The organism is Pseudomonas sp. 2835 (genome assembly GCF_050435905.1).
Lineage (GTDB): Bacteria > Pseudomonadota > Gammaproteobacteria > Pseudomonadales > Pseudomonadaceae > Aquipseudomonas.
In genome coordinates, this window is the sequence record NZ_JBNDLE010000006.1 from 178,583 (window position 1) to 203,889 (window position 25,307).

Here is a 25,307-nt window from a genome sequence, read left to right on the forward strand (position 1 = left end):
GCTGCCTAGCATCGACTGCATAACTGTGGCGAACACGAGGCAGGCATGCACGACCCAATGGATTTTCGCGGCAAGGTGGTATTGGTCACCGGTGGTGGCAAGGGTGTGGGCCGCGGCATCAGCCGGCGCTTTCTTGAATGCGGTGCCGAGGTGGTGATTTGTGGGCGCCAGGCGCCTGCGACATTGCCGGCCAGTGGCGGGCGCGAGGCGCTGTTCCTGGCCTGCGATGTGCGCGACATCGAGCAGGCACAGCAGATGATGGCGGCTATAACCGAGCGCTTCGGGCGCCTCGATGTACTGGTCAACAACGCTGGTGGCGCGCCCTATGCCGAAGCCGCCAGCGCCTCGCCGCGCTTCAGCGAATCGATCATCCGCCTCAACCTGCTGGCGCCGCTGAACCTCAGCCAGCTGGCCAACCGCATCATGCAGGCGCAGGCGGGCGGCGGCAGCATCATCAACATCTGCAGCGTCAGCGCCACCCGCCCTTCCCCCGGCACCGCCGCCTACGGCGCGGCCAAGGCCGGCTTGCTCAACCTGAGCCGCTCGCTGGCGGTGGAATGGGCGCCCAAGGTACGGGTCAACGCCGTCACCGCCGGGCTGATCCTCACCGAGCAGGCGGCCCTGCACTACGGCGATGAAAGCGACCTGGCCGAGGTGGCCGCGACCATCCCGCTGCAACGCCTGGCCAGCCCCGAAGACATAGGCGACAGTTGCTTGTACCTGGCCTCGTCGCTGGCCCGTTATGTCAGTGGCGCCGACATTGCCGTGCATGGCGGTGGCGAACGCCCGGCGTTCCTCGACGCGGCAAAGTCGCAATAAGCACTGCCCCTCGGCAAGGCCGCACCCCGACGGGGTGGGCCTTGCCTGAGCCCTACTGCGGCTCGCGCACGCTGAGGTTGATCTCGCTCCAGTAGGCTTGCATGGTCTGGATCCGGCCGTGCTCATCAAAGCGGTTCATGCTCAAGCCACCTCAAACAGTGCAGCGGCACCCATGCCGCCGCCAATACACATGCTCACCACCACGTAACGTACGCCGCGGCGCTTGCCCTCGATCAAGGCGTGGCCAACCATGCGCGCCCCCGACATGCCAAACGGATGGCCGATGGCAATCGCCCCGCCATTGACGTTCAGGCGCTGGTTGTCGATGCCCAAGGTATCGCGGCAGTACAGGACCTGGCTGGCGAAGGCTTCGTTGAGTTCCCACAGGCCGATGTCCTCGACTTTCAGGCCGTGGCGCTTGAGCAGTTTGGGAATCGCGTAGACCGGGCCGATGCCCATCTCGTCGGCATTGCAACCGGCCACCGCCAGGCCGCGATAGATGCCCAGCGGCGCCAGGCCGCGCTGTTCGGCGAGCTTGGCGTTCATCAACACCGAGGCCGAAGCGCCGTCAGACAGCTGCGAGGCGTTGCCGGCGGTGATGAAACGCCCGGCCTCGGTCCACTGCCCGCCCTGCCACACCGGCTCCAGCGCAGCGAGGCTGGCCAGGCTGGTGTCGGCGCGATTGCATTCGTCGTGCAGCAGGGTCACGGTCTCGTAGCGGGTCTCGCCGCTGGCCTTGTCGACGATTGCCTTGCGCGTGCTCAGCGGCGCCAGCTCCAGGTCGAACAAGCCCGCGGCTTGCGCCTGGGCAGTGCGCAACTGGCTTTGCAGGGCGTAGGCATCCTGCTCGTGGCGAGTCACGCCATAGCGCTGGGCGACGATCTCGCCGGTTTCGATCATCGGGATGTACGCCTGCGGGTCGCGTTCAAGCACGGCGCTGGACTGGTTGCGGTAGAGGTTCTTGTGCTTGTTCTGCACCAGCGAGATCGACTCCAGGCCGCCGGCAACAGCGATGTCGATTTCGTTGCAGATAATGCCCTTGGCCGCCAGGGCAATGCTCATCAGCCCCGAGGCGCACTGGCGCTCCACGGCCATCCCGGCCACCGACGGCGGCAGGCCGCCGGCAAGCGCGCACAAGCGCCCCAGGTTGTAGGCCTGGGTGCCCTGCTGGGCGGCGGCGCCGATGATGACATCATCGACCTGATCACCCTCAAGCCCCGCGCGCCGCAAGGCCTCGCGCACGACATGGCCGCCGAGGGCCGGCGCTTCGGTGTCGTTGAAGGCACCGCGAAAGGCCTTGCCGATCGGCGTGCGCGCGGTTGAAACGATAACGGCTTCATTCATGTTCACATGCTCCGATGCCTGGACTCAGGCGGGGTAATAACGGCTGATGGTGTCGACCACGCAACCCGGGCGCTGCTGGCCCTCGATCTCGACGCTGACGCGGATCACCGCCTGCACGCCGCCTTTGACCTGCTCGGCGCTGATCAGCTGGGCGTTGCCGCGCACCCGCGCCCCCACCGGCACCACGCTGGGAAACCGCACGCGCTCACAGCCGTAGTTGACGCCCATGGCGATGCCGCGCACCTCGACGATCTGCGGCAGGAACAGGTTGACCAGGGCCAGGCTCAGGTAGCCGTGGGCGATGCAGGCGCCGAACGGGCCGCTGGCGGCGCGTTGCGGGTCGACATGAATCCACTGGTGATCGCCACTGGCCTCGGCGAACAGGTCGATGCGCGCCTGGTCGATGAGCAACCAGTCGCTGACCCCCAGGACTTCACCGACGGCGTCATGCAGCGCGTGCGGGGTGTCGAATAGGCGCGTCATACTCAGGCCCTCTGACTGGAAACCGACAGCACTTCGCCGGTCATGTACGAGCTGTAGTCGCTGGCCAGGAACATCATCACGTTGGCCACCTCCCAGACTTCAGCGGCGCGGCCGAAGGCTTCGTTGGCCGCCAGTTGTTCCAGCACCGCCTGGGGCGCGGAGCGGGCGAGAAAATCATGCAGGGCAATGCTCGGGCTGACCGCATTGATGCGGATGTTATGGCTGGCCGCCTCGACCGCCGCGCAACGGGTCAGGGCCATGACCCCGGCCTTGGCTGCGGCGTAGTGCGACTGCTCCTTCTGGGCCCGCCAGCCGAGCACCGAGGCGTTGTTGACGATCACCCCGGCGCGCCGGGCCATCATCTTGGGCAGCATGGCGCGGGTCATGCGCATGGTGCCGGTGAGGGTGACGTCGAGGACCCGCTGCCATTCTTCGTCGGGCATTTCCACCAGCGCCCGCGAACCACCGAGGCCGGCGTTGTTGATCAGTACATCGATGCCCTGCAGGTCGCGCTCGGCGCAGCTCACCAGGTGCTGCACCTGGGCTTCGTCGGTGACGTTGCAGAGCACGCCGAAAACCTCGGCAAGCCCGGTGGCCTGGCGAATCTTTGCCACGGCTTCAACCAACCGGCCTTCGTGGATATCACTGATCATCAAGGCCCGGCAGCCCTCTTCGGCGGCGCGCAAGGCAGCGGAAAAACCGATCCCGGAACCTGCCGCCGCAGTGATCAGCACGGACTTGCCGCGCAACAGGCCATGGCCCGCTACATAGTTGGGGGTAGACATCGACTAACTCCTTGGGTCAGGGACGCAGGCGCGGTTCTTTGGGCATGCCCAGGGCGCGCTCGGCAATGATGTTGCGCTGGATCTCGTTGCTGCCGCCGTACAGGGTGTCGGCGCGGCTGAACAGGTACAGCGATTGCAGCCGGGTCAGCTGGTAGGGCGCGGCCTCGAGCAGTTCGGCGTCGGGGCCGAGCACGTCCATGGCCAGCTTGCCGAGGTTGGCGTGCCAGCTGGACCAGAACAGCTTGTAAATGGTCGCCTCCTTGCGCAGCGCGCCGTCCTGGGCGCCGGAGAGCATGCGCAACGAGTTGTAGCGCATGATCCGCAAGCCGCACCAGGCCTCGGCCAGACGCTGGCGCAAGAGCGGGTCGCGGGCTGCGCCATTGGCCTTGGCGATGGCGATGATCTCGTTCAGTTCGTTGGCAAACTGCATCTGCTGGCCGAGGGTCGAAACCCCGCGCTCAAAGCCAAGCAAGGCCATGGCGATCTTCCAGCCATCGCCCGGCTCGCCGATGAGGTTGGCGGCGTCGGTGCGGGCATTGTCGAAGAACACTTCGTTGAATTCCGAAGTGCCGGTCATCTGCTCGATCGGCCGCACGCTGATGCCAGCCTGGGCCATCGGCACCAGCAGGAACGACAGGCCGCGATGGCCGACGCTGCCTGGCTCGGTGCGGGCGATCACGAAGCACCAGTCCGACTCGTGGGCCAGCGAAGTCCAGACCTTCTGGCCGTTGATTACCCAGCTGCCGCCCTCGAGGCTGGCGCGGGTCTTGACGCTGGCAAGATCGGAGCCTGCGCCGGGTTCCGAGTAACCCTGGCACCAGAACTGCGTGCCGCTGACGATACCAGGCAGCAGGCGGCGTTTTTGCTCATCGTTGCCGAAGGCGGCGATGGTCGGCCCGGCCAGGCCTTCGCCGATATGGCCCATGCGCCCGGGGCCGCCAGCACGGGCGTATTCTTCGTGGAAGATCACCTGCTGGCTGATCGACAGGCCCCGGCCGCCATGCTCCGGCGCCCAGCCGACGCAGGTCCAGCGGCCCTCGGCCAGCTTGCGCTCCCAGGCTTTGCGCTGCTGCGGGAACATGTGCTCATCACCCGGGCCGCCGCGAAAGCGCAGGGGCTCGAACTCACCGCAGAGGTTGGCGGCCAGCCAGTCGGCGACCTCCTGACGAAAGCGCTCGTCCTGTTCACTGAAACTGAGCTTCATGGCTGTTCTCCGATGATCAGCGTGGCGATCTGCTGCAGATGCCAGGCCGGCGCGCCGAGGTAGCTCTCGCTGGCGCGGGCACGCTTGAAATACAGGTGCGGGTCGTACTCCCAGGTAAAGCCGACGCCGCCGTGCAGCTGGATCGACTCCGCCGCACAGTGAAAATAGCTGTGCGAGCACTGCGCCTTGGCCAGGGCGGCGGCCAGCGGCAGCTCGGCGGCCACCTGCGGGTCGCCGTCAGGGTCAAGCACTTCCTGGGCGACACAGGCGGCGTAGTAGCTGGCCGAGCGCGCGCATTCGACCTGCAGCATCATGTCGGCGGCGCGGTGCTTGAGCGCCTGGAAGCTGGCGATCGGGCGGCCGAACTGCTGGCGTTCCTGCATGTAGGCAACGCTCAGGTCGAGCACCTGCTGGGCGCCGCCGACCTGCTCTGCACCAAGCCCGATGCAGGCCAGTTGCAGCACCTTGTGCAAGGTCGGCCAGGCGTTGCCGACCTCGCCCAGCAGCGCCTCGGGGCCCAGGTACACGCGGTTGAACTCAAGGCGCGCCAGGCGCCGGGTCTGGTCCATGGTCGGCAGCCACTGGCGCTCGATACCGTCACGGTCGGCTTCGACGGCGAACAGGCTGACCCCCGATTCACCGGTGCTGCCGGGCGTGCGCGCGGCGACGATCAACAGCCCGGCACTGTCGCCATCGATCACCTGGCCGAACAAGCCATCGACGACAAAGCCCTCGCCTTCGGCGCTGGCGCTGGCGCTGGCCTGGATATCCTCCGCGCCCCAACCGCTGCCGCGGGTGAAGGCCAGGGTGGCGGTGAGACGGCCCTCGGCGATGGGCGCAAGCCAGGTGCTTTTCTGTGCCTGATTGCCGGCCAGCAGCAAGGCCGGTGTGGCCAGGCAGGCGGTGGCGAAAAACGGTGAACAGAACAGCCGCCGGCCCATCTGTTCGAGCAGGATGTTCAGCTCGACAAAGCCCAGGCCCAGGCCGCCGTAGGCTTCGGGGATGTGGATCGCCGGCCAGTACATCTCGGTGCACAGGCGTTGCCAGAGGGCCGGGTCATAGCCTTTGTCGCTGACCATGGCCGCGCGCACGGCGGCGCAGTTGGAGACATCGGCGAGAAAGCCCTCGGCCGAAGTACGGATCATTTCCTGCTCGTCGCTGAATGCAAATTCCATCGCGGCGCCTTTTACTCGTCTGGCGGAAGTACCGGCGAGTGTGGCCAGAAGCGTGGGCGGCAGAATCGTTTGCCTCGCCTAGTCCGGATGGCCGATGTGCCTGGGGTGCGGCCGCTGCGCGCTTGATCGCCGGCAAGGCCGGCTCCCACTGTTGATTTGTGTACGCAGGAATGTGGGGCCTTGCTGGCGATGAGGCCAGTACAGCCAACATATCAATGCAAAAAAGCCGCGCCCCCCTCGCGGATGGCGCGGCCCGCCTCAGCGGCGCACAACCTCAATCAACTGCCATAGACTTTCTGCGCCGGCAGCGCCTCGGCCAGCAGTTGCTGCACCGCCGCACCCACTTCAGCCAGCGCCCAGCGGCCCTGGTTGTCCACCTGCGGCCCGCGCCGCCAGCCGTCGGCAATCGACAACTTGCCGCCCTCGACTTCGAACATCTGCCCAGTCACCGCCTGGGACGCCGCCGACCCCAGCCACACCACCAGCGGCGCGACGTTCTCCGGGGCAAAGTAGTCAAAGCCCTGCTCCGGGCGCTTCATCACCTCGGCAAACACCGCTTCGGTCATGCCGGTACGCGCCGCCGGGGCCAGGGCGTTGGCGGTGATGCCGTAGCGCCCAAGCTCCGCCGCCTGCACCAGGGTCAGCGAGGCGATCCCGCCCTTGGCCGCGGCATAGTTGGCCTGGCCAATCGAGCCCTGCAAACCGGCGCCGGAGCTGGTGTTGATGATCCGCGCGCTGAGCCTGGCGCCGCCCTTGGCCTGCTCGCGCCAGTAGCGCACGGCATGGCTGGCCAGGCAGAAGTGGCCCTTGAGGTGCACGGCCATCACCGCATCCCAGTCGGCCTCGGTGAGGCTGGCGAACATGCGGTCGCGGCAGATGCCGGCATTGTTGACCAGCACATCCAGGCCACCAAAGGTTTCGATGGCCTGGCGCACGATCAGCCCGGCGTCGTCATAGCGGGTGATGTCGTCGCTGTTGGCCACGGCCACGCCGCCTGCCGCCTGGATCTGCTCGACCACGGCCTGGGCCGCATCGCGGTTGATGTCATTGACCAGCACTTTTGCGCCTTCGCTGGCAAAGGCCTGGGCATAGGCGCGGCCGAGCCCGCCGCCGGCGCCGGTGATGATCACTACGCGGTTCTCGCAGCTGTGCATTGTCGCTCTCCCCTGTGTGGTTGCTGGCGCTTAAAGGCGCTCGATAATGGTCACGTTGGCCTGGCCGCCGCCTTCGCACATGGTCTGCAGGCCATAGCGCCCGCCGCTGCGCTCCAGCTCATGAAGCAGGCTGCACATCAGCCGCGTGCCGGTGGCGCCCAGCGGGTGGCCGAGGGCGATGGCGCCGCCGTTGACGTTGGTCTGCGCATGGGGGTAGCCGGTCTCCTTGAGCCAGGCCATGGCCACCGAAGCAAAGGCTTCGTTGATTTCCACCCGGTCGATGTCGGCCAGGGTCATGCCGGCACGCTTGAGCGCATGGGCAGTGGCCGGGATCGGTGCGGTGAGCATCCATACCGGGTCGTCGCCGCGCACGCTGAGGTGATGGATGCGCGCCCGCGGCGTCAGGCCATAGCGCTTCAAGGCCGCCTCGGAGACGATCAGCAAGGCGCTGGCGGCGTCGCAGGTCTGGCTCGACACCGCCGCCGTGACCCGCTCGCAGCCAAACAGGTATTCCAACTCGGCCATTTTCGCCAGGCTGGTGTGGCGCGGGGTTTCGTCGTGCTCGACCCCTGCCAGCGGCACGGTCTCGCGCTCGAAGTAGCCCTTGTCGATGGCATGCAGGGCCCGCCGATGGGACTCCAGCGCATAGGCTTCCAGCTCGGCGCGGCTCAGCCGCCAGTGTTCGGCAATCATCTGCGCCGCACGGAACTGGGTCGGTGGCTGCGCGCCGTAACGCCGCACCCAGCCTGCCGAACCGCTGAACGGGTCGGTGAAACCCAGGGGTTCGGCGGCGGTCATGGCCGAGGAAATCGGGATCTGGGTCATGGTCTGCACGCCACCGGCGATTACCACGTCCTGGGTGCCGCTCATCACCGCCTGGGCGGCAAAGTGCACGGCCTGCTGGGACGAGCCGCACTGGCGGTCGATGGTGGTGCCGGGCACGCCTTGCGACAAGCCCGCCGCCAGCCAGCTGGTACGGGCGATGTCGCCGGCCAGCGGGCCGATGGTGTCGACGCAGCCGAAGATCACGTCGTCGTAGTCGTCTTCAGGGATGCTGTTGCGCTCGACCAGCGCGCGCAGTACATGGGCGCCCAGGTCGGCGGCGTGGATCTGGCTCAGGCCGCCCTTGCGCCGCCCGGTGGGGGTACGCAGGGCGTCGACGATATAGGCTTCAGGCATGCTCTACCTCAACAGGAAACAGGATCAGAAGGTGCTGCCGGCGCCAATCGCCAGGCCACTATCGAACAGCGCGGCGCGCACCCGCGCCTTGTGCAGGCCGCGGTCGCCCCAGCATTTGTCCAGGGCCCAGGCGCGCTTCATGAACAGCTGCAGGTCGACCTCCCAGGTGTAACCCATGGCGCCATGCACCTGGATGGCGTTCTTCGCCGCCAGCGCCGCTGCTTCGGCGCAGGCAAGCTTGGCGTGCGACACTTGTACGGCCTGGCCCGGCAGGTTGTGGGCGACGGCATGGGCGGCGCGGTACAGCGGGCCCTTGGCGAACTCGATGTGCACCGCGACGTTGGCCATCAGGTGTTTGACCGCCTGGAACGCGCCCACCGGCTTGCCGAACTGCTTGCGCTCGAAGCTGTAGTCCACTGCCAGGTCGACCATGCGCTTGGCCAGCCCCAGCAGTTGCGCGGCATTGCCCAGGGCGCCGCGGTTGAAGGCATCAGCCCACAGCTGCCGCCCTTGCTCAGCGCTGGCAACGCAAGTGGACGCACTCGGCGTCCACTGCACCTGGAACAGCTGGCGGCTGGGGTCGACCGACACATTGCGGGTCAGGCTGAGCGCGCTGCGCTCAACGGCATGCACCTCGTCGCCATGGGCCAGCAACAGCAGCCCGGCCACATGCGCGTCGCTGACCAGCGGGTTGCCCGGTTCGGCCACCGCCAGGCACGCCTGGCCCTCGGCAACCTGCGCCAGCCAATGCTGGCAGCGCGGCGCGTCGACACCCGCGAGCAGCGGCACGCCCACCAGCATGGTCTCTACCAGCGGTTCGGGCAGCCCGGCGTAGCCACACTCCTGGGCCAGAAGGATGAAATCCAGCGCGTTCATGCCCATGCCACCGCAGGTTTCCGGCACGGTGATGGCGCTCAGGCCCAGGTCCACCAGTTGCCCCCACAGCGCATCGCAGCGCCCGCTGTCGCTTTGCCACAGTTCACGCAGGCGTTCCGGGGGCACTTCGTTGAGCAAAAAACTGCGCACGTTGTCCTGGAACAGCAATTGATCGCTGCTGAAACTAAAATCCATGGTCTGCTCCTCAGGCGCGGGGCATGCCGAGCATGCGCTCGGCGATGATGTTGCGCTGGATCTCGTTGGTGCCGGCATAGATCGGCCCGGCCTGGGCAAACAGGAAGCCGTCCAGCCACTGGCCGACATCGCCGGCGGCCGGCGCCTCGGGCAGCAGTTCGGCGCGCAGGCCGAGGATGCTCAGGGCGGTTTCGTGCATGCGCTGGTCGAGCTCCGACCAGAAGATCTTGTTGGTCGAGGACTCCGGGCCGATCTTGCCGCCCTTGCCCAGTTTCGAAGCGCTCATGTAGGTCGCCAGGGTGTAGGCCTCGGCGTCCAGCCAGGCGCGCATCACCGCCTCGGCAATCGCCGGGTCGCGGTCGGCAGCTTCACGGTTGTCCAGGTACAACTGCACTAGGCGCCGGGCGGTTTCCTGAAAGCGCGCGGGCGAGCGCAGCATCAGGCCGCGCTCGAAACCTGCGGTGGACATCGCCACGTGCCAGCCCATGCCCTCGCCGCCCAGGGCGTTCTCTACCGGCACCTTGACGTCGTCGAAGAAGATCTCGGCAAAGCCCGGCAAGCCGTTGAGCTGCGCAATCGGCCGCACGCTGATGCCGGGGCTGTCGAGCGGCACCAGGATGAAGGTCAGGCCGTGGTGGCGCTGGGAATCGGGGTCGGTGCGAAAGATGCCGAACACCCAGTCGGCCCAGACCGCACGGGTCGACCAGGTTTTCTGGCCGTTGATCACATAGTGGTCGCCAACCCGCTCGGCCCTGGAACGGATCGCCGCCATGTCGGAACCTGCGCCCGGCTCCGACCAGCCCTGGGCCCAGATGTCCTGGCCGGTGGCCATGCGCGGCAGAAAGCGCGCTTTCTGCGCTTCGCTGCCGTATTCCATCAGGGTCGGGCCGAGTAAAAAGATACCGTTCTGGTTGACCCGTGCCGGCGCCCCGGCGCGGTAGTATTCTTCTTCGAAAATCAGCCATTCGATCAGGTCGCAACCGCGTCCTCCGAGTTCGGTCGGCCAGGTGACCATGCCCCAACGGCCTTCGTTGAGGCGGGCCTCCCAGGCCCGGTGCTGGGCAAAACCGAGCTCGGTGTCGAACGATTGCAGCGCTTGCGCCGGTACGTTGGCCGCGAGCCAGGCCCGGGCCTCGGCACGCAAGGCCTGTTGGGCCGGTGTGTAAGTCAGGTCCATCGCAGTACCTTCAGCCGTTGAAGTGGGCATCGCGCTTCTCGACGAACGAGTCACGCGCTTCCTGGGAATCCTGGGTGCGGTAGGCTTCGAGGGTGAAGCCCTGCTCCCAGCGGTATTTGTCTTCGAGGTTGCCGTCCTCGATGCCGTTGAGCGCCTCCTTGGCCAGGGCGATCATCGCCGGGCTCTTGGCGGCAATGCTGCGGGCGATCTGCAGCGCGGTGTCGCGCAACGTTGCGCGGCTCACCACCCGCTCGACGGCGCCCAGGCGGTAGGCTTCGGCGGCATCGATCATTTCGCCGGTGAAGTACATGTGACGGACCTTCTGCACCGGGAACAGGCGCTGCAGGTGGGCACCGCCGCCCATCGCGCCGCGGTCCACCTCGGGCACGCCAAAGCGCGCGCAGTCGGCGGCGACAACGATGTCGGCGGCGCCGCAGATACCGATGCCGCCACCAAGGACAAAGCCGTGCACGGCAACGATCACCGGTTTCGGGTTGCGGTGGATGGCCTTGAAGCTGTCGTAGTTGCCCTTGTTGACCGCGACGATCAGGTTGCCGTCGGCGGCCAGTTCCTTGATGTCGACCCCGGCGCAAAAACCACGGCCTTCGGCGCGGATGACAATCACCCTGACCTGCGCATCGTTACCCAGCGCTTCGATGGCGTTGGCGATTGCCGCCCAGCCCTGACAGTCGAAGGCATTCACCGGTGGCCGGTCGAAGACCAGTTCGGCAATGCCGCTGTCGATACTGACGCTAAATGTGCTCATGCCCTTCCCCTTCATGAAATACGGCGGCTCAGTTCGCCCAGGCGCGCTTGCGCGTCACGAACGATCTGCTCGATCAGTTCGGCGCAGCTGGGCAGGCTGTGAATGTTCGCGGCCACTTGCCCGGCCGGCAGTACGCCCTCGGCGGGCAGGCCATCGACCATGGCTTTCTGGATCACCATCGGCGCGTTGGCGGCCATCAGTGCCTGCGCCGCGCTCAGCTCGCCGCTGCTGCGCATCTTCAGCGCGCTGGCGAGCAACTGCGCCAGGCTGGTACCGCTGTGGCGGCGGTAGGCCAGGCCACTCTTGAGCGCCAGCAACCAGCGCTTGAGGCCGCCGCTGGCTTCCAGCGCATCGAGCAATTCGTTGCGGATCATCCGTTGCGGCATGCCGTCGATGGCGCGGCTGACGATCACCGCCGCCGGGTCCTTGACCGCCAGGTAGCGGGCCAGGGTCGCACTCGGCACAGGGCTTTCGGCGCTCATCAAAAAGCGTGTGCCCATGGCAATGCCAGCGGCGCCATAGGCCAGGGCGGCGACCAGGCCCTGACCGTCCTTGAAGCCGCCAGCGGCGACCACCGGTACCTTGAGCGCCTCGACCACCTGGCCGAGCAGCAGCGAAGTCGGCACCGAGCCGGTATGCCCGCCGCCCTCGCCGCCCTGGATGGTCACCGCGTCGGCGCCCATTTCCACCGCCTTCTGCGCATGCTTGAGGGCGCCAACCGTGGGGATGCAGACCACGCCGGCATCTTTAAGCCGGGCAATCATCTGCTTGCCCGGCGAACGGCTGTAACTCACCGCCTTGACCTTGTGCCGTAGCACCAGCTCGACGATGTCGGCGGCGTTGGCCTGGTACATGTGAAAATTGACCCCGAACGGCTGGTCGCTAAGGCGCCGGGTCTCGACGATCGCCGCCTCCATGCGCGCCGGCTCGATGGTCGCGCCGGCAAGAAAACCGAAGCCGCCAGCGTTACCGGTGGCCGCCACCAGGCGCGGTTCGGCGACCCAGCCCATGGCGGTCTGGATGATCGGGTAGCGACAACCCAGCAGTTCGGTGAGCGGTGTTTGCAGGCAGACCGTCATGCTTACGCCCCCTCCGGCTTGCGCTGGGCACTGGCCATGGCGCGGGCGTCGTAACCGCCCAGGCGGTCGCCGGACACCAGCTCGTTATGGGCGTGAGCGAAGTGATGCAAGCCGAAGACCATGTCCATGGTCGCGCGCTTGCCCATCAAATCCTCGGCGTTGTTCACCGCCTGCTTGCTCAACTGCAGGCCCAGGCGCGGCATCTGCGCGATGCGCTCGGCGATGGCCAGGGTTTCCTGCTCCAGGGCCTCGCGCGCCACCACCCGGTTGACCATGCCCATCAGGTAGGCGCGCGGCGCCGGCATCGGTGTACCCATGAACAGGAATTCCTTGGCGATCCGCGGGTTGAGCTCATGCACGTGGGCAAAGTATTCGACCCCGGGGATGCCCATGCGCACCACCGGATCAGTGAAGTAGGCATCCTCGCTGGCGACGATCAGGTCGCAGACCCAGGCCAGCATCAGGCCGCCGGCAATGCACGCGCCCTGGACCATGGCGATGGTCGGCTTGGGCATCTCGCGCCAGCGCCGGCACATGCCCAGGTACACCTCCTGCTCGCGGGCATAGAGAAACTCGCCGCCCGGTTTGTCGACGTGGTCGTACCACAGGCTGACGCGCTCGAAGCTCTGGTTGACGTCGCGCTCCGGGGTGCCGATATCGTGGCCGGCCGAGAAATGCCGGCCGGCCCCGCACAGCACGATGACCTTGACCGCGTCGTCGGCGCAGGCCCGGCGAAACGCCGCGTCCAGCGCGTAGGTCATGCGCGAGTTCTGTGCATTGTGGTATTCCGGGCGGTTCATGGTGACCATGGCCACCGCGCCACGGACCTCGTACAGCACCACCTCGGCCTGGTTGTTATTGTTCTGTTCGCTCATCGATTGCTACTCCGGCAAGGCGTACTGCCCGGGCCTGGCTCAACGCAAGTTGCGCTGGCCGGCGGGGTTGTCTTTCAACTGGCTGGCGCGCAGGTTGTGCGGATCGAGGCGCCGGATCAGCTGCAACTGCGCCTCACTCGGCGCGGCGGTGACCGGGCATTCGGCGTCCACCTGCAAGGCGAAACCGGTGTTGTCCTGCACCTCGTCGACGCTCACTCCCGGGTGCAGCGAGCGGATCCGTACCTGGTGCTGCGGCCCCTGGAAATCGAGGACGCACAGGTCGGTGACGATCAGGCGGATATCCACCTCATCCAGCGCCCAGCCTCGGGCCAGGCGCGCGGGGTTGTAGCCGATCGAGGAGACCATATCGACCTCGCCTTCGACGAACACCCGGCGGTTGTGGCTGGGCACGAAGAACGAGTTGGCATGGCTGATCGAGTTGCCCGGCAGGCCGCGCACCCCGAGCATCTGCGCCTTGGGCCGGGCGTAGTCGCCGATGCACGAGAGGTTGGCCTGGCCGAAGCGGTCGATCTGGATCGGGCCGACCAGGGCATGGCGCTTGCCGCCCCAGACGTTGTCGAAAATCCGCGCAAAGCCCATCCAGCTGTCGCGCTTGGGTTGATAGCCGTTGCGTGCGCCGAGGGGCACCGGCTCCGCGACCATGTAGGCTTCGGAATCGGTCATCAGCAGTTGCGGGTTGCTGGTCAGCATGCTCAGGGAGGCGGCCAGGCGCGGGATCACCCCGATGCCGGTGGCCAGGACTTCACCGTCGTCGCGCCAGGCCTCGGAGGCGGCGCAGATCATCAGTTCGGCGAGGCTGTACGTCGTAGCTGGCGTGGTCATAGGGAACTCGCTTAGAAAACCGGCAGGGGAAGCTGGCGGATGGCGGCCAGGCCACCGACCTGTTCCAGGTACTGCTCGTGGGAGCAGGCGACAAATTGCTCGACATAGGCCTGCCAGCCCTCTTCGGCCTGGGCCGAGGCGGTGTAGGCCTTGAAGTGCGGCACATCGAAGCCGTACAGCGGCGCGCACGACGAGGGGTGCGCACCGCCCGGCACATGGGCCACGGCAGTGGTCAGGTTGCGCTCCCAGAACACCTGGTGCGCGCGCTCCGGCGCACTGTGGAAGTAGTCGCTGTCGACCAGCTGATCGCAGGTCACGTAGCTGTGGCGGGCGGCGCGCACGAACAGGTCGTCCATGTAATGGTCGGGGCCGCTGATCTGGCAGACCCCGCGGGCATCGGCACGGTCGACATGAATCAGCGCCGCGTCGAGGGTGAGCGCCGGCATCGCCACCCAGTCCTTGCCGTCGGCATAGGGCGAGGCCACCAGCTTGATCTGCGGGTTGTGGCGCAGCACATCGGTGCCCAGGCCAACCGCCGTGGGAATGAACGGCACGCCCATGGCCGCCGCGCGCAGGCCGAGCAGGAGCATGCCTTCGTCGATTTCCATCACCTCGATGGCAGCGTCCTGGCGGGCTTTGCGAAAGTACGGCTCAAGCGGAATGAAATCGAGTGAGACGAAGGCGAACACCAGCTTCTTCACCTTGCCCGCGGCGCAAAGCATGCCGACGTCGGCACCGCCGTAGGCGACCACGGTCAGGTCCTTGAGGTCGGACCGCAGGATCTCGCGGATCAGCGCCATGGGCTTGCGCCGCGGGCCCCAGCCACCGATGCCGAGGGTCATGCCGTCGCGCAGCTGGCCGACCATCTGCGCCGTGGTCATTTGTTTGTCCATCATCGTTGTCCTCATGGGCGGCCGACACTGAAGTCGTGGCCCCAGTGGCTGACCACCGTGCTTTCGAAGGGGGTGTGCTGGTTCCAGTCGACCACCAGGCCGTCACAGCCGTACTCCAGGTCAAAGCCTGAAGGGGTTTTCATGTAGAACGAGACCATCTGGTCGTTGGTGTGCTGGCCGAGGGTGGCCGAGAGTTTGATGCCGTTGGCGTGCATGCGGTCCAGGGCGCGGCCGACCTCGTCTAGGCCGTCGACCTCGACCATCATGTGCACGCAGCCATGGGGCACCGGGCATTCGAAGATCGCCAGGGAGTGGTGACGGCCATTGTTGCAGTGGAGAAAATGAATGCGTTTTTCCGGCTCGGCCGGGTCAGGGGTGAAGCGCACTTTCATCAGGTCCGATAGGCCAAAGCCCATGACCCGCTGATAAAAATCGCGGCAGCGCTCAAAGGTTGGCGCCGGCAGCACCACGTGGCCCATGCCCAGCTCGTTGGTGACAAAACCCTTGACCGCCACCGGCGAGACAAACCGGGCGAAATCCTGGCGCGGGCCCCAGAACAGCTCGTGGCGGTTGCCGTCCGGGTCGCAGAACTGCGCCACGGCCTGGACCTTGCGCAGCTCGGCCTGGGCGGCATTGCCGCGCTCGACGGCGATATCGGCCTGCTGCAGCTCGGCAATCGCCTGCTCGAAGGCGGCCTCGCCGGCCAGCTCCCAGCCACAGGCGCCGAAGCTGTCCTGATCGCTGTGCAGCACCAGGAGGCGGTACGGGCGATCGTCCATTTTCAGGTACAGCCGGGCGCTGTCAGCGCCCTCACCGGCCACCATCATGCCCAGCACCTGGGTTGCGTAATGACGCCATTGCGCCAGGTCGGTGGACAGCAGGGTGACATAACCCAGGCCGCGGATATCCATGCTTGTTGTCCTCGCGTTGATCGACGTGTTGAGCGCTATTCAAGCCCGCTGCACAAGGCCGGGCATCGTCTGTTGGGACTAGCGCTATCGGGTGAATTTCGCGGGTCTGTGGGAGCAGGCTTGACCCGCGGTGCTTTCACCTCACTGCTTGCGAAAATGCGGAATCACCTTCTCGCCGATGTTGCGCAGGGTCTCCAGCTGCGCCCATTGCGGCACCGTGCCCATCTGGCAGATGAACAGGATCTCGTCGGCGCCGGCATCAATCAGGCGTTGCACGTACCCGATGCAGTCCTCGACCGTGCCGTAGGCATGGTTGGGGTTCATCATCGCCATGGTCGGGTCGGAGAAGTCGACGCTGACTTCCTCGGAGGCAAAGCGCGACTTGATCACCGCCTGGCCGTTGCCGTCGACGTAGGTGTCGTCTTTCCACTTTTCCGGGTCCGGCCGCTCGCCGCCGCCGTACCAGTAGCCCAGCGATTCCATGAAGTAGCGCTGGCCACGGATGCCGATGCGCCGCGCCAGTTCGTTGTCGTCGAGGACGATGGCCGGGCACAGCGCGGCAATGTGGCGGTTGGGGCGAAAGCCGACCTGATGCTTGGCGTCACGGTTGTCCCAGGCCTGGTGGTACACCTCGACCTTCTTGGCGATTTCCTCCGGGCCGCCGAAACCCAGCACCAGCGCGCCCATGCCACGCCCGCCGGCGTTCTTCAGCGATTCGGTGTTGGTGCAGGCCAGGTACATCGGCGGGTGCGGGTCCTGGTACGGCTTGGGATGGATCGGCCGCTTGGGGATCTGCACGAAGTCACCGTGGTGCTCGATCTCGTCCTGGACGAAGATCTTCGGGATCAGGTACATGGCTTCATCGATCTGCGGCTGCAGGGTCGCCAGGTCGTAGCCGAAGGTGCCGGCCTCCTGCTGGGTACCGCCCTTGCCCACGCCGAAATGCACCCGGCCCTTGGACAGCAGGTCGAGGGTGGCGATGCGCTCGGCGACCTTGACCGGGTGGTTCATCGCCGGCGGCAGGCACACCACGCCATGGCCAATGCCGATGCGCTCGGTCTTGCCGGCGACAAAAGCGAGCATGGTTTCCGGCGCCGACATGTGCGAGTAGTTGCTCAGTGCGGTGTGCTCCACGCACCAGAAGGTGTCGAAGCCGAGCTGGTCGGCCAGCACCGCCTGCTCGACGGTGTCATCGAAGATCTTGCGGTCGCCTTCGCGGCTGGAGTCCACCGTCTGTGCTTCGTAAATCAATGAGAATTTCATGCTTGATCCTTGTTCTTGTTAACGGCTCGGTCGGCGCCAGGGACCCGCGCCTTGCCACCATGCTCGGGGATCGCCGCGCCGCTCGAATCCCGCAAACGGACTAGCCGGTTTCTGTGATTAGGCGCGTCAGAGGAAGAAGTCGCTGCTGTCCTGGCCCATGCTCACGCCGCCCAGGTTCCAGGCGTACTTGGCCGGGTTGTTGGCAACGTGGGCGCGGCCGGTATGAATGTCGCGAAAGGCGCGGTTGATGGCGTGGCTGCGGAAAATCGTCGAGGCGCCGCTATTGAACATCAGCTCGGCCACCGCCTTGGCGCACTTGTCGGCGACCAGCGCCGAGTCGTAGCGCATTTTCACCCGCGCCTGCATGGCCAGGGCGTCGCCGGCCTCGGCGGCCTTGAGCATGAAATCGAAGTTGCGCAGCAGCACCGTGCGGCACTCGTCGACGCAGACCATGGCATTGGCCAGGGCGGTTTGCGCCGCCGGGTCCTGGAGCATCTTGCGCCCGTCATTGACGCCGACGCGGCTGCGGTTGTGCTCGACGAACAGATCGATCGCGCCCTGCAGGGCACCAATGGCCGAAGACGACACCGCGCGCACGAAGATCTGCCCGAACGGCAGGCGGAACAACGGCGCACTGTTGACCGCGTTGCCCGGGCTGTACTGCATGAAGCCGTCGGCAGCGCGGTGGGTGCGGTACTCCGGGACGAAGGCATCGCTCACCTGGATATCGTGGGAGCCGGTCGCCTCAAGGCCCATGACATTCCAGTTGTCGATGATCTGGTAGTCGCTGCGCGGCACCAGGAAGGTCCGATAGTCCGGCGCCCCGCCCGCCTCTTGCGGCGGCACCAGGGCGCCAAGAAAGGCCCACTGGCAATGCTTGCTGCCCGACGAAAAGCCCCAGCGGCCGCTGAGCCTGAAGCCGCCCTCGACCCGCTCGACCTTGCCCACCGGCATATAGGACGACGAAATCAGCACGCTGGAATCCTGGCCCCAGACATCCTCGGCGGCGCGGTCGTCGAACAGCGCCAGTTGCCAGTTGTGGATGGCCACCACCCCCAGCACCCAGGCCGAAGACATGCAGCCTTCGGCCAGGGTCATCTGCACCTCGAAAAAGTCCCGCGGCTGCAGCTCGTAGCCTTGCCAGCGCGCCGGCTGGAGGATGCGGAAAAACCCGGCTTCGTGGAAATCGCGCAGGGTTTCTTCCGGCAGCTGGCCACGTTGCGCGGCATGGGCGGCACGTTCACGCAGGATCGGCACCAGCTCGCGGGCGCGCTGGGCCAGACGCTGGCGTATCAGGTCGTGATTGAGCATGTTGTTGTTCTCCTCTGATCACCCCGTCCGCCGGGGCGCGCGTGCAGCAGAGGCGCAACCGGCCTCTGCCCCGGCATTCAAGCAAGGCGCCCGGCGGCCAACATCCCTCAAACGGACCATGCCGCGCCGGCGTGGCTCGACTTGGGTTTGTACGAAAAGTCGCCGAGCGGCGATCAGGCAAGGCGAAAACAGGCGAGGAAGCGGAATTTACGAGTTGTAAATGAGCATTCCGAGCCTGTTTTCAACGCAGCATGATCGTCGCGCAGGCACTTTCCGTACAAACCCTAGTCCCCTCGGACGATGTTGGGCCTTGCACCGATTGCAAGAATTCATCGCACTCCAAGCCAACCAGAGGCCGTGCGATGAACAACAACACTCTCAAAGCCGACATGCTCCAGGCCATGCGCCGCCTGGCCAAGTCCGTGACCATCATCAGTACCAGCAACGGCACCCAGCGCTTCGCCATGGCCGCCACCGCGGTCGACTCGCTGAGCACCGAGCCGCCTTCGCTGCTGATCTGCGTGAACACCAGCGCCTCACCGCATGCTGCCCTGGCGGACGGTGCCGACTTTTGCGTGAACATCCTCGGCGTTGAGCAGCAGGACCTGGCGCACCTGTGCAGCGGCGCGATCAAGGGCGAGGCGCGCTTCGAGCGCGGCGATTGGCAGACCAGCGAAGAAGGCATTCCGTTTCTGGCCGACGCGCAGTCGTCGATCCTCTGTCGCCAGGACGGACGCATGACCTATGGCACCCACACCATTTTCATTGGCCGCATCCTGCGCATCCGCACCAGCGCCAGCATCACCCCGCTGGTGTACCTGGATGGCAGCTACACCACCACGGCAGCGCCTGCGCGCATGATCGCGGCAGCGGGCTGAGGCCGGGCCATGAACAGCCTGAGCGCATTGGCGCCGCTGCGGGTGGAGCATGCCGGACAGTTGCACTGGCACGCCGAGGCCGAGTTGGTGGTGGTCGGCTTTGGCGGCGCCGGGGTCTGCGCTGCCATCGAAGCCGCCAGCAGCGGACTCAGCGTGCTGGCCCTGGACCGCTTCGCCGGTGGCGGCGCCACGGCGCTCAGCGGTGGCGTGGTCTACGCCGGTGGCGGCACGCCCTACCAGCAGCGCGCCGGCTACCCGGACAGCAGCGAGGCGATGTTCAACTATTTACGCCAGGAAGTCGGCGAGGCGGTATCGGCCGACACCCTGCGCGACTTCTGCCAGCGCAGTGCCGAGCAACTGGCCTGGCTGGAGCGCCATGGCGTGGCCTTCGAAGCCAGCGTGCCGCCACAGAAAACCTCTTACCCCAGCGACCGTTACTACCTCTACTACTCGGGCAACGAAGCGGTGCCGGCCTACGCCGCGCAAGCCACCCCCGCCCCTCGCGGCCACCGCGCTAAAGGCCCGGGCATGTCCGGTGCCAGCCTGTTTGCGCCGCTGCGCGCCAGCGCCCTGAAGCTCGGCGTGCGCCTGCGCAGCCAGTGTGAAGTGCGCCAGTTGGTAATGGACAACCACGACCGGGTACTCGGTGTGGTGGCCTGGCAACTGCCTGCCGATAGCCGCGCCGCCCGCCGTCACGCTCGCCTCGCGCACTGGACCAGCGCCCTGCAGATGTACGCCCCGGCGCTGGCCGAGGTGCTGCGCAAGCGCCTGCGGCAGATCGAGCAGCGCCATGCCGTACGCACTTTGATCCGCGCCGAAAAAGGCCTGCTGCTCAGCTGTGGCGGTTTTATCTTCAACCGCGAGCTAGTGGCCCGGCACGCGCCGCAGTACCTGGCCGGCCTGCCGCTGGGCAGCAGCGCCTGCGATGGCAGCGGCCTGCTGCTGGGCCAGAGCGCAGGCGCCAGCCAGGCGCGGATGGACAGGATCAGCGCCTGGCGCTTTATCAACCCGCCGCTGGCCTGGGCCCGCGGCATGATCGTCAACGGCCAGGGCCTGCGCTACTGCAACGAAGAGGTGTACGGCGCCACCCTCGGCCACGCCATGGTCGAAGAACAGAGCGGCAAGGCCATCCTGATTCTCAACCGCGCCCTGGTCCGCCAGGCGCTCAAGCAGGTCGGCCCGGGCAAGGTGTGGAACTTCCAGCGCTTGCCGGTGCTGCTCAACCTGCTGTTCAACGCCAAACGCGGCAACAGCCTGGAACAGCTGGCCGAACGCTGCGCCTTGCCCGCCGGCAACCTGCGACAGAGCGTGGTGCAGTACAGCCGTGCGGCCCGTGGCGAAATTACCGACCCGCTGGGCAAGTCGGCGGCGATGCTCTGCCCGCTGGACAGCGGGCCCTGGTATGCCCTCGATCTGTCTTACGACAGCCGCCTGTTCCCCTGCCCGGCCCTGACCCTGGGCGGCCTGCGCGTCGACGAGCGCAGCGGCGCGGTGCTCGACCCGCACGGTGTGGCTATCGCCGGGCTGTACAGCGCCGGGCGCAATGCCGTGGGTGTCGCCTCCAACCTGTATGTCTCCGGCCTGTCATTGGCCGACTGCATTTATTCCGGGCGGCGCGCCGCGGCGCATATCGCCGCGCACGCCGCCCGCAACCCCGCACCATCAGGAGAACAACCATGCAACGTGTAGAAGGCAAAGTCTGCATCGTCACCGGTGCTGCCAGCGGCATCGGCCGCGAGGACGCCCTGCTGCTGGCCAGCCAGGGCGCCCGGGTGGTGCTTACCGACCTCAATGAACAGGCCGGTCGCGAAGTCGCCGCGCAGATCGGCAGCAACGCCCTGTTCATCCGCCACGACATTGCCAGCGAAAGCGACTGGCAGCAGGTGATCAAGACCACCCTGGAACACTTCGGGCGCCTCGATGTACTGGTCAACAACGCCGCCATCCTGGTGGCCGGCACCATCGAGGACACCTCGCTGGAAACCTGGCAGAAGGTCCAGAAGATCAACGGCGACGGCTATTTCCTTGGCTGCAAATACGCCATTGAAGCCATGAAGGACAGCGGCGGTGGCTCGATCGTCAACATGTCGTCGGTGGCCGCCCTGGGCGCCATGCCGATGTTCTGCGCCTATTCGGCCTCCAAGGGTGCGGTGGCGGCGATGACCCGCTCCATCGCCCTGCACTGCAAGCAGCAGGGTTATCGCATCCGCTGCAACAGCGTGCACCCGGACGGGGTCAACACGCCGATGACCCAGGCACTGGCCGGTGGCCAGCCGATCGACCAGGCGCTGCTCGACCAGGACCCGATGAACCGCATGTGCGCGCCGCGCGATATCGCCAACGTGGTGCTGTTTCTGGCCAGCGACGAGTCGAACTTCGTCAACGGCGCCGAGCTGCGGGTGGACAACGCGCAATTGATCAGCGGCATTTGAGGCGAGGATGAACATGGGCATGCAAGCGCTTGGGCAGGACACGCTGGTGTCGGCCAGCGGCAGCTATCGGCTGCAGGTTTGCGCGGTGATCGACGAAACCGCCGATGCGCGCTCGCTGGTGCTGGAGGTGCCGGCGCAGCTGCGCGAGCGCTTTCGCTACAAGCCGGGGCAGTTCCTGAGCTTTCGCGTGCCCTGTGCCGGCAAACTGCTGACCCGCTGCTACTCCATGGCCAGTTCGCCGCTGTGCGATGCCCGGCCCAAGGTGACCATCAAGCGGGTTGCCGGCGGGCGGGTATCGAACTGGATGAACCAGCAGGTGCAGGTCGGTGACTGGCTCGAAGTGCTGCCACCGGCCGGGCACTTCTGCCTGGATGAGAACCAGGCCTGCGACCCGGCGCGGCCGCTGGTGCTGTTCGGCGGCGGCTCGGGCATCACCCCGGTGATCTCGATCCTCAAGTCGGCACTGCACAGCAGCGAGCGGCCGATCCGGCTGGTGTATGCCAACCGCGACGAAGCCTCGGTGATCTTTCGCGACGAGCTGCGCCAGCTGAGCCAGGAGCACCCGCAGCGCCTGCAGGTGATCCACCTGCTCGATTCGCTGCAAGGCTTTTTGCGCGACGCCCAGGTGCCGCAACTGGTCGGCGAAATGCGTGGCGGCGATTACTTCATCTGCGGCCCGGGGCCGTTCATGGACACTGTCGAGCGCAGCCTGCTGGCCCTGGGCGAAGCTGCCGCGAGCATCCATGTCGAGCGCTTCGTCTCGCCGCCCGACCCGGATCAACTTGCCGCGCAAGAAGCCGTTGCCCGCGCGGCCAGCAGCGACTCGGCCTGTGAGCTGCTGCTGGTCGAGCTCGACGGCGAGCAACACGAAATCCGCTGCCAGCCCGGCGATACCCTGCTGCAAAGCTGCCGGGCGGCGGGCCTGGACGTTCCCTCTTCCTGCGAAGAAGGCTTTTGCGGGGCCTGCATGTGCACCGTGCTCGAGGGTGAAACGCATCTTTCGCGCAACGATGTGCTCAGCACCCGCGAGTTGCAAGAAGGCTGGACCCTGGCCTGCCAGAGCCGGCCACTGGGCGCGCGGGTGCGCTTGCGCTTCCCCGGCTGAGGGCCGGTGCCCGCTAGTCTCATCGGACGATCACTGCGGCCCCGACTGCGGTTAGACTCGGCGCCAGCAGCCCCACAACAATAAGACAGAGGTTCAGTTATGGCTCGTTTGCACAACAAGGTCGCCGTGGTTACCGGCGGCGCATCGGGTATCGGCCTGGCGTGCGTGCGCCGCTTCATTGCCGAGGGCGCCGAGGTCGTCGGCCTGGACATTGGCCAGGCGCCGGCGGACTTCCCCGGCCTGTTCATGAGCCTGGATGTGCGCGATGAAACCCGTGTGCAGCAGGTGATGAGCGAAGTCATCAGCCGCTTCGGGCGTATCGATGTGCTGGTCAATGCCGCCGGCGTCGCCGACCAGGGCAGCGTGACCCAGACCAGTACCGCCAACTGGCAGCGGGTGCTGGACATCAACCTCACCGGCAGCATGCTCACCAGCAAGCACGTGCTGGCGCAGATGGAGGCCCAGCGTAGCGGCTCGATCATCAACATCGGCTCGATCTTCGGCCTGCAGGGCTGCGACGGCAACGTTGCCTACAACGTCTCCAAGGGCGGCATCAACCAGCTGACGCGCTCGATGGCCATCGACTACGGCTACGCCAACATCCGCGTCAACGGCCTGTGCCCGGGCCTGATCGAAACGCCGATGACCAGCATGGTCCGCGAACAGCAGGCATTCCACGCCTTCTTCGCTTCGCAGCACATGCTCAACCGTTCCGGGCAGCCGGACGAAGTGGCCAACGTCGCGTTGTTTCTTGCCTCCGATGAAGCGTCGTTCGTCAGCGGCCAGATGATTGCCGTGGACGGCGGTTTCTCCGCTGGCCGCCGCTTCGCCCCGCCTAGCGCCTGACCCGCGGTGCCGGGCAGCCTGCCCGGCGCTTTCCCTGCTCATTCATCCTCAGCCTGAGGAGGCATCATGCTGCCTGTCGAAAACGCTCAGACCATCGCCCAACTGTTCGCCAACGCCGCCCGGCAATACGCCGACAGCCCGGCCATCGAAGACGGCGGGCAGCGCATCAGCTACCGCCAGCTCGACCGGTTGCGCCAACAGGCCGCCCGCGCCCTGCTGGCCCTGGACGTGCAAGTGGCCGACCGGGTCGCGGTGTGGGCGCCCAACCTGTGGGAATGGATCGTTGCCGCCAGCGCCCTGCAGAGCATCGGCGCCACCCTGGTACCGCTGAACACACGGATGAAAGGCAGCGAGGCCGGGCACATCCTGCGCGAGAGCGGCACCTGCGTGTTGTTTTGCATCAGCCACTTTCTGGATATCGACTACCCGGCCATGCTCGCCGACCAAGCCCTGCCGACGCTGCGCCAGGTGATCAGCCTGCGCCCGGCAGAGCCACCCCACGGCGGCCTGGCCTGGGAGGCGTTCATGGCCCTCGCCGAGCAGGTGCCGCAGGCGTTGTTGCAGGCCCGTGAGCAGCAGGTCGGGCCGCAGACCCTGTCCGACCTGTTGTTTACCTCCGGCACCTCCGGCAAGCCCAAGGGCGTGATGACCGCCCACGGCCAGAACCTGCAGGTGGTGCGCGACTGGAGCGAGATCGTCGGCCTGCGCCGGGGCGATCGCTACCTGATCGTCAACCCGTTCTTCCATTCCTTTGGCTACAAGGCTGGCTGGCTGGCGGCGCTGATGCGCGGCTGCACCATCATCGCGCAGCAGGTGTTCGAGGTGCAGGCGCTGCTCGACTGCGTGCAGCGCGAGCGCATCAACATCCTGCCCGGGCCGCCGACCCTGTATCAGACGCTGCTGGCCCACCCGCAACGCCGGGAGTACGACCTGAGCTCCTTGCGCATCGCCGTCACTGGCGCCGCCGCGATTCCGGTGGAGATGATCGGGCGCATGCGCGAGGAGCTGGGCTTTGCCACCATCGTCACCGCCTATGGCCTGACCGAAGCCTGCGGCTTTGCCAGCATCTGCCGCCCCGGCGACAGCGCCGAGCGGGTCGCCAGCACCAGCGGCCGGGCCATGCCCGGGGTCGAGATCCGCTGCGTCAACAGCAGCGGCGCCAGCGTACCGGCCAACGTGCCTGGCGAGGTGTTGATCCGCGGCTACAACCTGATGCACGGCTACCTCAACGACCCGCAGGCAAGCCTGGAAGCGGTGGATGCCGACGGCTGGCTGCACACCGGCGACATTGGCGTGCTGGATGAACAGGGTTACCTGCGCATCACCGACCGCCTCAAGGACATGTTCATCACCGGTGGCTTCAACGTGTACCCGGCGGAGATCGAACAGACCTTGCTGCAGTACCCCGGGGTGGCCCAGGCTGCTGTGATTGGCATTGCCGATGAGCGCCTGGGGGAAGTGGCCATGGCCTTCTTGCTGGCGGTGCCTGGACAGGTGATCGACGTGGCGCAGTTCAATACCTGGTGCCGTGCGCAGATGGCCAATTACAAGGTGCCGCGGCGGGTGCAAGTGCTCGATGCCTTGCCGCTCAACGCCACCGGAAAAGTGGCCAAGCAGGTGTTGCGCGGCTGGGTGTGAGGGCTGCTGCGCAGCCCATCGCCGGCAAGGCCGGCGATCGAGCCAGAAGGAGTCGTAATGCAGACACCACCTGATG

At 66.5% G+C, this 25,307-nt stretch carries 24 protein-coding genes; 7 read left to right on the plus strand and 17 right to left on the minus strand.

The features are described from left to right. Positions 1-45 precede the first annotated feature (45 nt). Entirely contained in the window at positions 46-819 is a 774-nt protein-coding gene (locus ABIE20_RS11040; RefSeq protein ID WP_429505126.1) for an SDR family oxidoreductase, read from the plus strand. A gap of 141 nt (positions 820-960) precedes the next feature. Here ABIE20_RS11040 and ABIE20_RS11045 read toward each other — a convergent pair whose 3' ends face one another. The 17 genes from ABIE20_RS11045 to ABIE20_RS11125 all read right to left on the minus strand — a co-directional run bounded on the left by ABIE20_RS11045 (position 961) and on the right by ABIE20_RS11125 (position 18,332). Beyond that, positions 961-2,163, minus strand: coding sequence for an acetyl-CoA C-acyltransferase (locus tag ABIE20_RS11045; RefSeq protein ID WP_429505127.1), 1,203 nt, complete (start codon positions 2,161-2,163; stop codon positions 961-963). Positions 2,164-2,187: 24 nt separating this feature from the next. Continuing rightward, entirely contained in the window at positions 2,188-2,646 is a 459-nt protein-coding gene (locus tag ABIE20_RS11050) for a MaoC family dehydratase (protein ID WP_429505128.1), read from the minus strand. A 2-nt stretch (positions 2,647-2,648) separates the two neighbouring features. Further along, positions 2,649-3,431 carry an SDR family oxidoreductase gene (locus ABIE20_RS11055; protein WP_429505129.1) on the minus strand — a complete coding sequence of 261 codons (783 nt, stop codon included), beginning with the start codon at positions 3,429-3,431 and terminating at the stop codon, positions 2,649-2,651. A gap of 16 nt (positions 3,432-3,447) precedes the next feature. Continuing rightward, complete coding sequence (locus ABIE20_RS11060) at positions 3,448-4,635, minus strand: acyl-CoA dehydrogenase family protein (RefSeq protein WP_429505130.1); 1,188 nt, start codon at positions 4,633-4,635, stop codon at positions 3,448-3,450. Continuing rightward, positions 4,632-5,810 (minus strand): acyl-CoA dehydrogenase family protein, encoded by a 1,179-nt coding sequence (locus ABIE20_RS11065; RefSeq protein ID WP_429505131.1) that lies wholly within the window; start codon positions 5,808-5,810, stop codon positions 4,632-4,634. The genes ABIE20_RS11060 and ABIE20_RS11065 overlap by 4 nt, the downstream gene beginning before the upstream one ends. A 278-nt stretch (positions 5,811-6,088) precedes the next feature. Continuing rightward, entirely contained in the window at positions 6,089-6,964 is an 876-nt protein-coding gene (locus tag ABIE20_RS11070; RefSeq protein ID WP_429505132.1) for an SDR family oxidoreductase, read from the minus strand. A gap of 30 nt (positions 6,965-6,994) precedes the next feature. Then, entirely contained in the window at positions 6,995-8,143 is a 1,149-nt protein-coding gene (locus ABIE20_RS11075) for an acetyl-CoA C-acetyltransferase (RefSeq protein WP_429505133.1), read from the minus strand. Positions 8,144-8,167: 24 nt separating this feature from the next. Beyond that, positions 8,168-9,214 (minus strand): acyl-CoA dehydrogenase family protein, encoded by a 1,047-nt coding sequence (locus tag ABIE20_RS11080; RefSeq protein WP_429505134.1) that lies wholly within the window; start codon positions 9,212-9,214, stop codon positions 8,168-8,170. A 10-nt stretch (positions 9,215-9,224) separates the two neighbouring features. Further along, positions 9,225-10,391: an acyl-CoA dehydrogenase family protein gene (locus ABIE20_RS11085; protein ID WP_429505135.1), complete on the minus strand. Its 1,167-nt coding sequence runs from the start codon at positions 10,389-10,391 to the stop codon at positions 9,225-9,227. A 10-nt stretch (positions 10,392-10,401) separates the two neighbouring features. Continuing rightward, positions 10,402-11,157, minus strand: coding sequence for an enoyl-CoA hydratase family protein (locus ABIE20_RS11090; protein WP_429505136.1), 756 nt, complete (start codon positions 11,155-11,157; stop codon positions 10,402-10,404). 11 nt (positions 11,158-11,168) lie between these two features. Beyond that, positions 11,169-12,236, minus strand: a complete 1,068-nt coding sequence (locus ABIE20_RS11095; protein ID WP_429505137.1) for an NAD(P)H-dependent flavin oxidoreductase — start codon at positions 12,234-12,236, stop codon at positions 11,169-11,171. A gap of 2 nt (positions 12,237-12,238) precedes the next feature. Then, the gene (locus ABIE20_RS11100) at positions 12,239-13,111 is read right to left on the minus strand and encodes an enoyl-CoA hydratase (protein ID WP_429505138.1); all 873 of its coding nucleotides are present in this window, start codon (positions 13,109-13,111) and stop codon (positions 12,239-12,241) included. 39 nt (positions 13,112-13,150) lie between these two features. Further along, positions 13,151-13,954: a CoA-transferase subunit beta gene (locus ABIE20_RS11105; protein ID WP_429505139.1), complete on the minus strand. Its 804-nt coding sequence runs from the start codon at positions 13,952-13,954 to the stop codon at positions 13,151-13,153. A gap of 11 nt (positions 13,955-13,965) precedes the next feature. Next, entirely contained in the window at positions 13,966-14,847 is an 882-nt protein-coding gene (locus ABIE20_RS11110) for a CoA transferase subunit A (protein WP_429505140.1), read from the minus strand. Between the two features lie 11 nt (positions 14,848-14,858). Further along, positions 14,859-15,758: a VOC family protein gene (locus ABIE20_RS11115; protein ID WP_429505141.1), complete on the minus strand. Its 900-nt coding sequence runs from the start codon at positions 15,756-15,758 to the stop codon at positions 14,859-14,861. Positions 15,759-15,899: 141 nt separating this feature from the next. Further along, entirely contained in the window at positions 15,900-17,021 is a 1,122-nt protein-coding gene (locus tag ABIE20_RS11120) for an LLM class flavin-dependent oxidoreductase (RefSeq protein WP_429505142.1), read from the minus strand. A 126-nt stretch (positions 17,022-17,147) separates the two neighbouring features. Further along, a complete protein-coding gene (locus tag ABIE20_RS11125; RefSeq protein ID WP_429505143.1) occupies positions 17,148-18,332 on the minus strand; it encodes an acyl-CoA dehydrogenase family protein in 1,185 nt (394 codons plus the stop codon). A 362-nt stretch (positions 18,333-18,694) separates the two neighbouring features. On the opposite strand from ABIE20_RS11125, the gene ABIE20_RS11130 reads away from it, so the two are divergent. From ABIE20_RS11130 to ABIE20_RS11155, 6 genes are all read left to right on the plus strand, one after another. Further along, positions 18,695-19,210, plus strand: a complete 516-nt coding sequence (locus tag ABIE20_RS11130) for a flavin reductase family protein (RefSeq protein WP_093384802.1) — start codon at positions 18,695-18,697, stop codon at positions 19,208-19,210. A gap of 9 nt (positions 19,211-19,219) precedes the next feature. Continuing rightward, positions 19,220-20,899 carry an FAD-binding protein gene (locus ABIE20_RS11135; RefSeq protein WP_429505144.1) on the plus strand — a complete coding sequence of 560 codons (1,680 nt, stop codon included), beginning with the start codon at positions 19,220-19,222 and terminating at the stop codon, positions 20,897-20,899. Next, positions 20,887-21,642 (plus strand): glucose 1-dehydrogenase, encoded by a 756-nt coding sequence (locus ABIE20_RS11140; RefSeq protein ID WP_429505145.1) that lies wholly within the window; start codon positions 20,887-20,889, stop codon positions 21,640-21,642. The genes ABIE20_RS11135 and ABIE20_RS11140 overlap by 13 nt, the downstream gene beginning before the upstream one ends. Before the next feature lie 13 nt (positions 21,643-21,655). Then, on the plus strand, positions 21,656-22,747 hold the full coding sequence (locus ABIE20_RS11145) for a 2Fe-2S iron-sulfur cluster-binding protein (protein ID WP_429505146.1): 1,092 nt from the start codon (positions 21,656-21,658) through the stop codon (positions 22,745-22,747). Positions 22,748-22,846: 99 nt separating this feature from the next. After that, the gene (locus tag ABIE20_RS11150; RefSeq protein ID WP_401292024.1) at positions 22,847-23,593 is read left to right on the plus strand and encodes an SDR family NAD(P)-dependent oxidoreductase; all 747 of its coding nucleotides are present in this window, start codon (positions 22,847-22,849) and stop codon (positions 23,591-23,593) included. Between the two features lie 66 nt (positions 23,594-23,659). Beyond that, positions 23,660-25,231 (plus strand): FadD3 family acyl-CoA ligase, encoded by a 1,572-nt coding sequence (locus ABIE20_RS11155; RefSeq protein WP_429505147.1) that lies wholly within the window; start codon positions 23,660-23,662, stop codon positions 25,229-25,231. Positions 25,232-25,307: the final 76 nt, after the last annotated feature.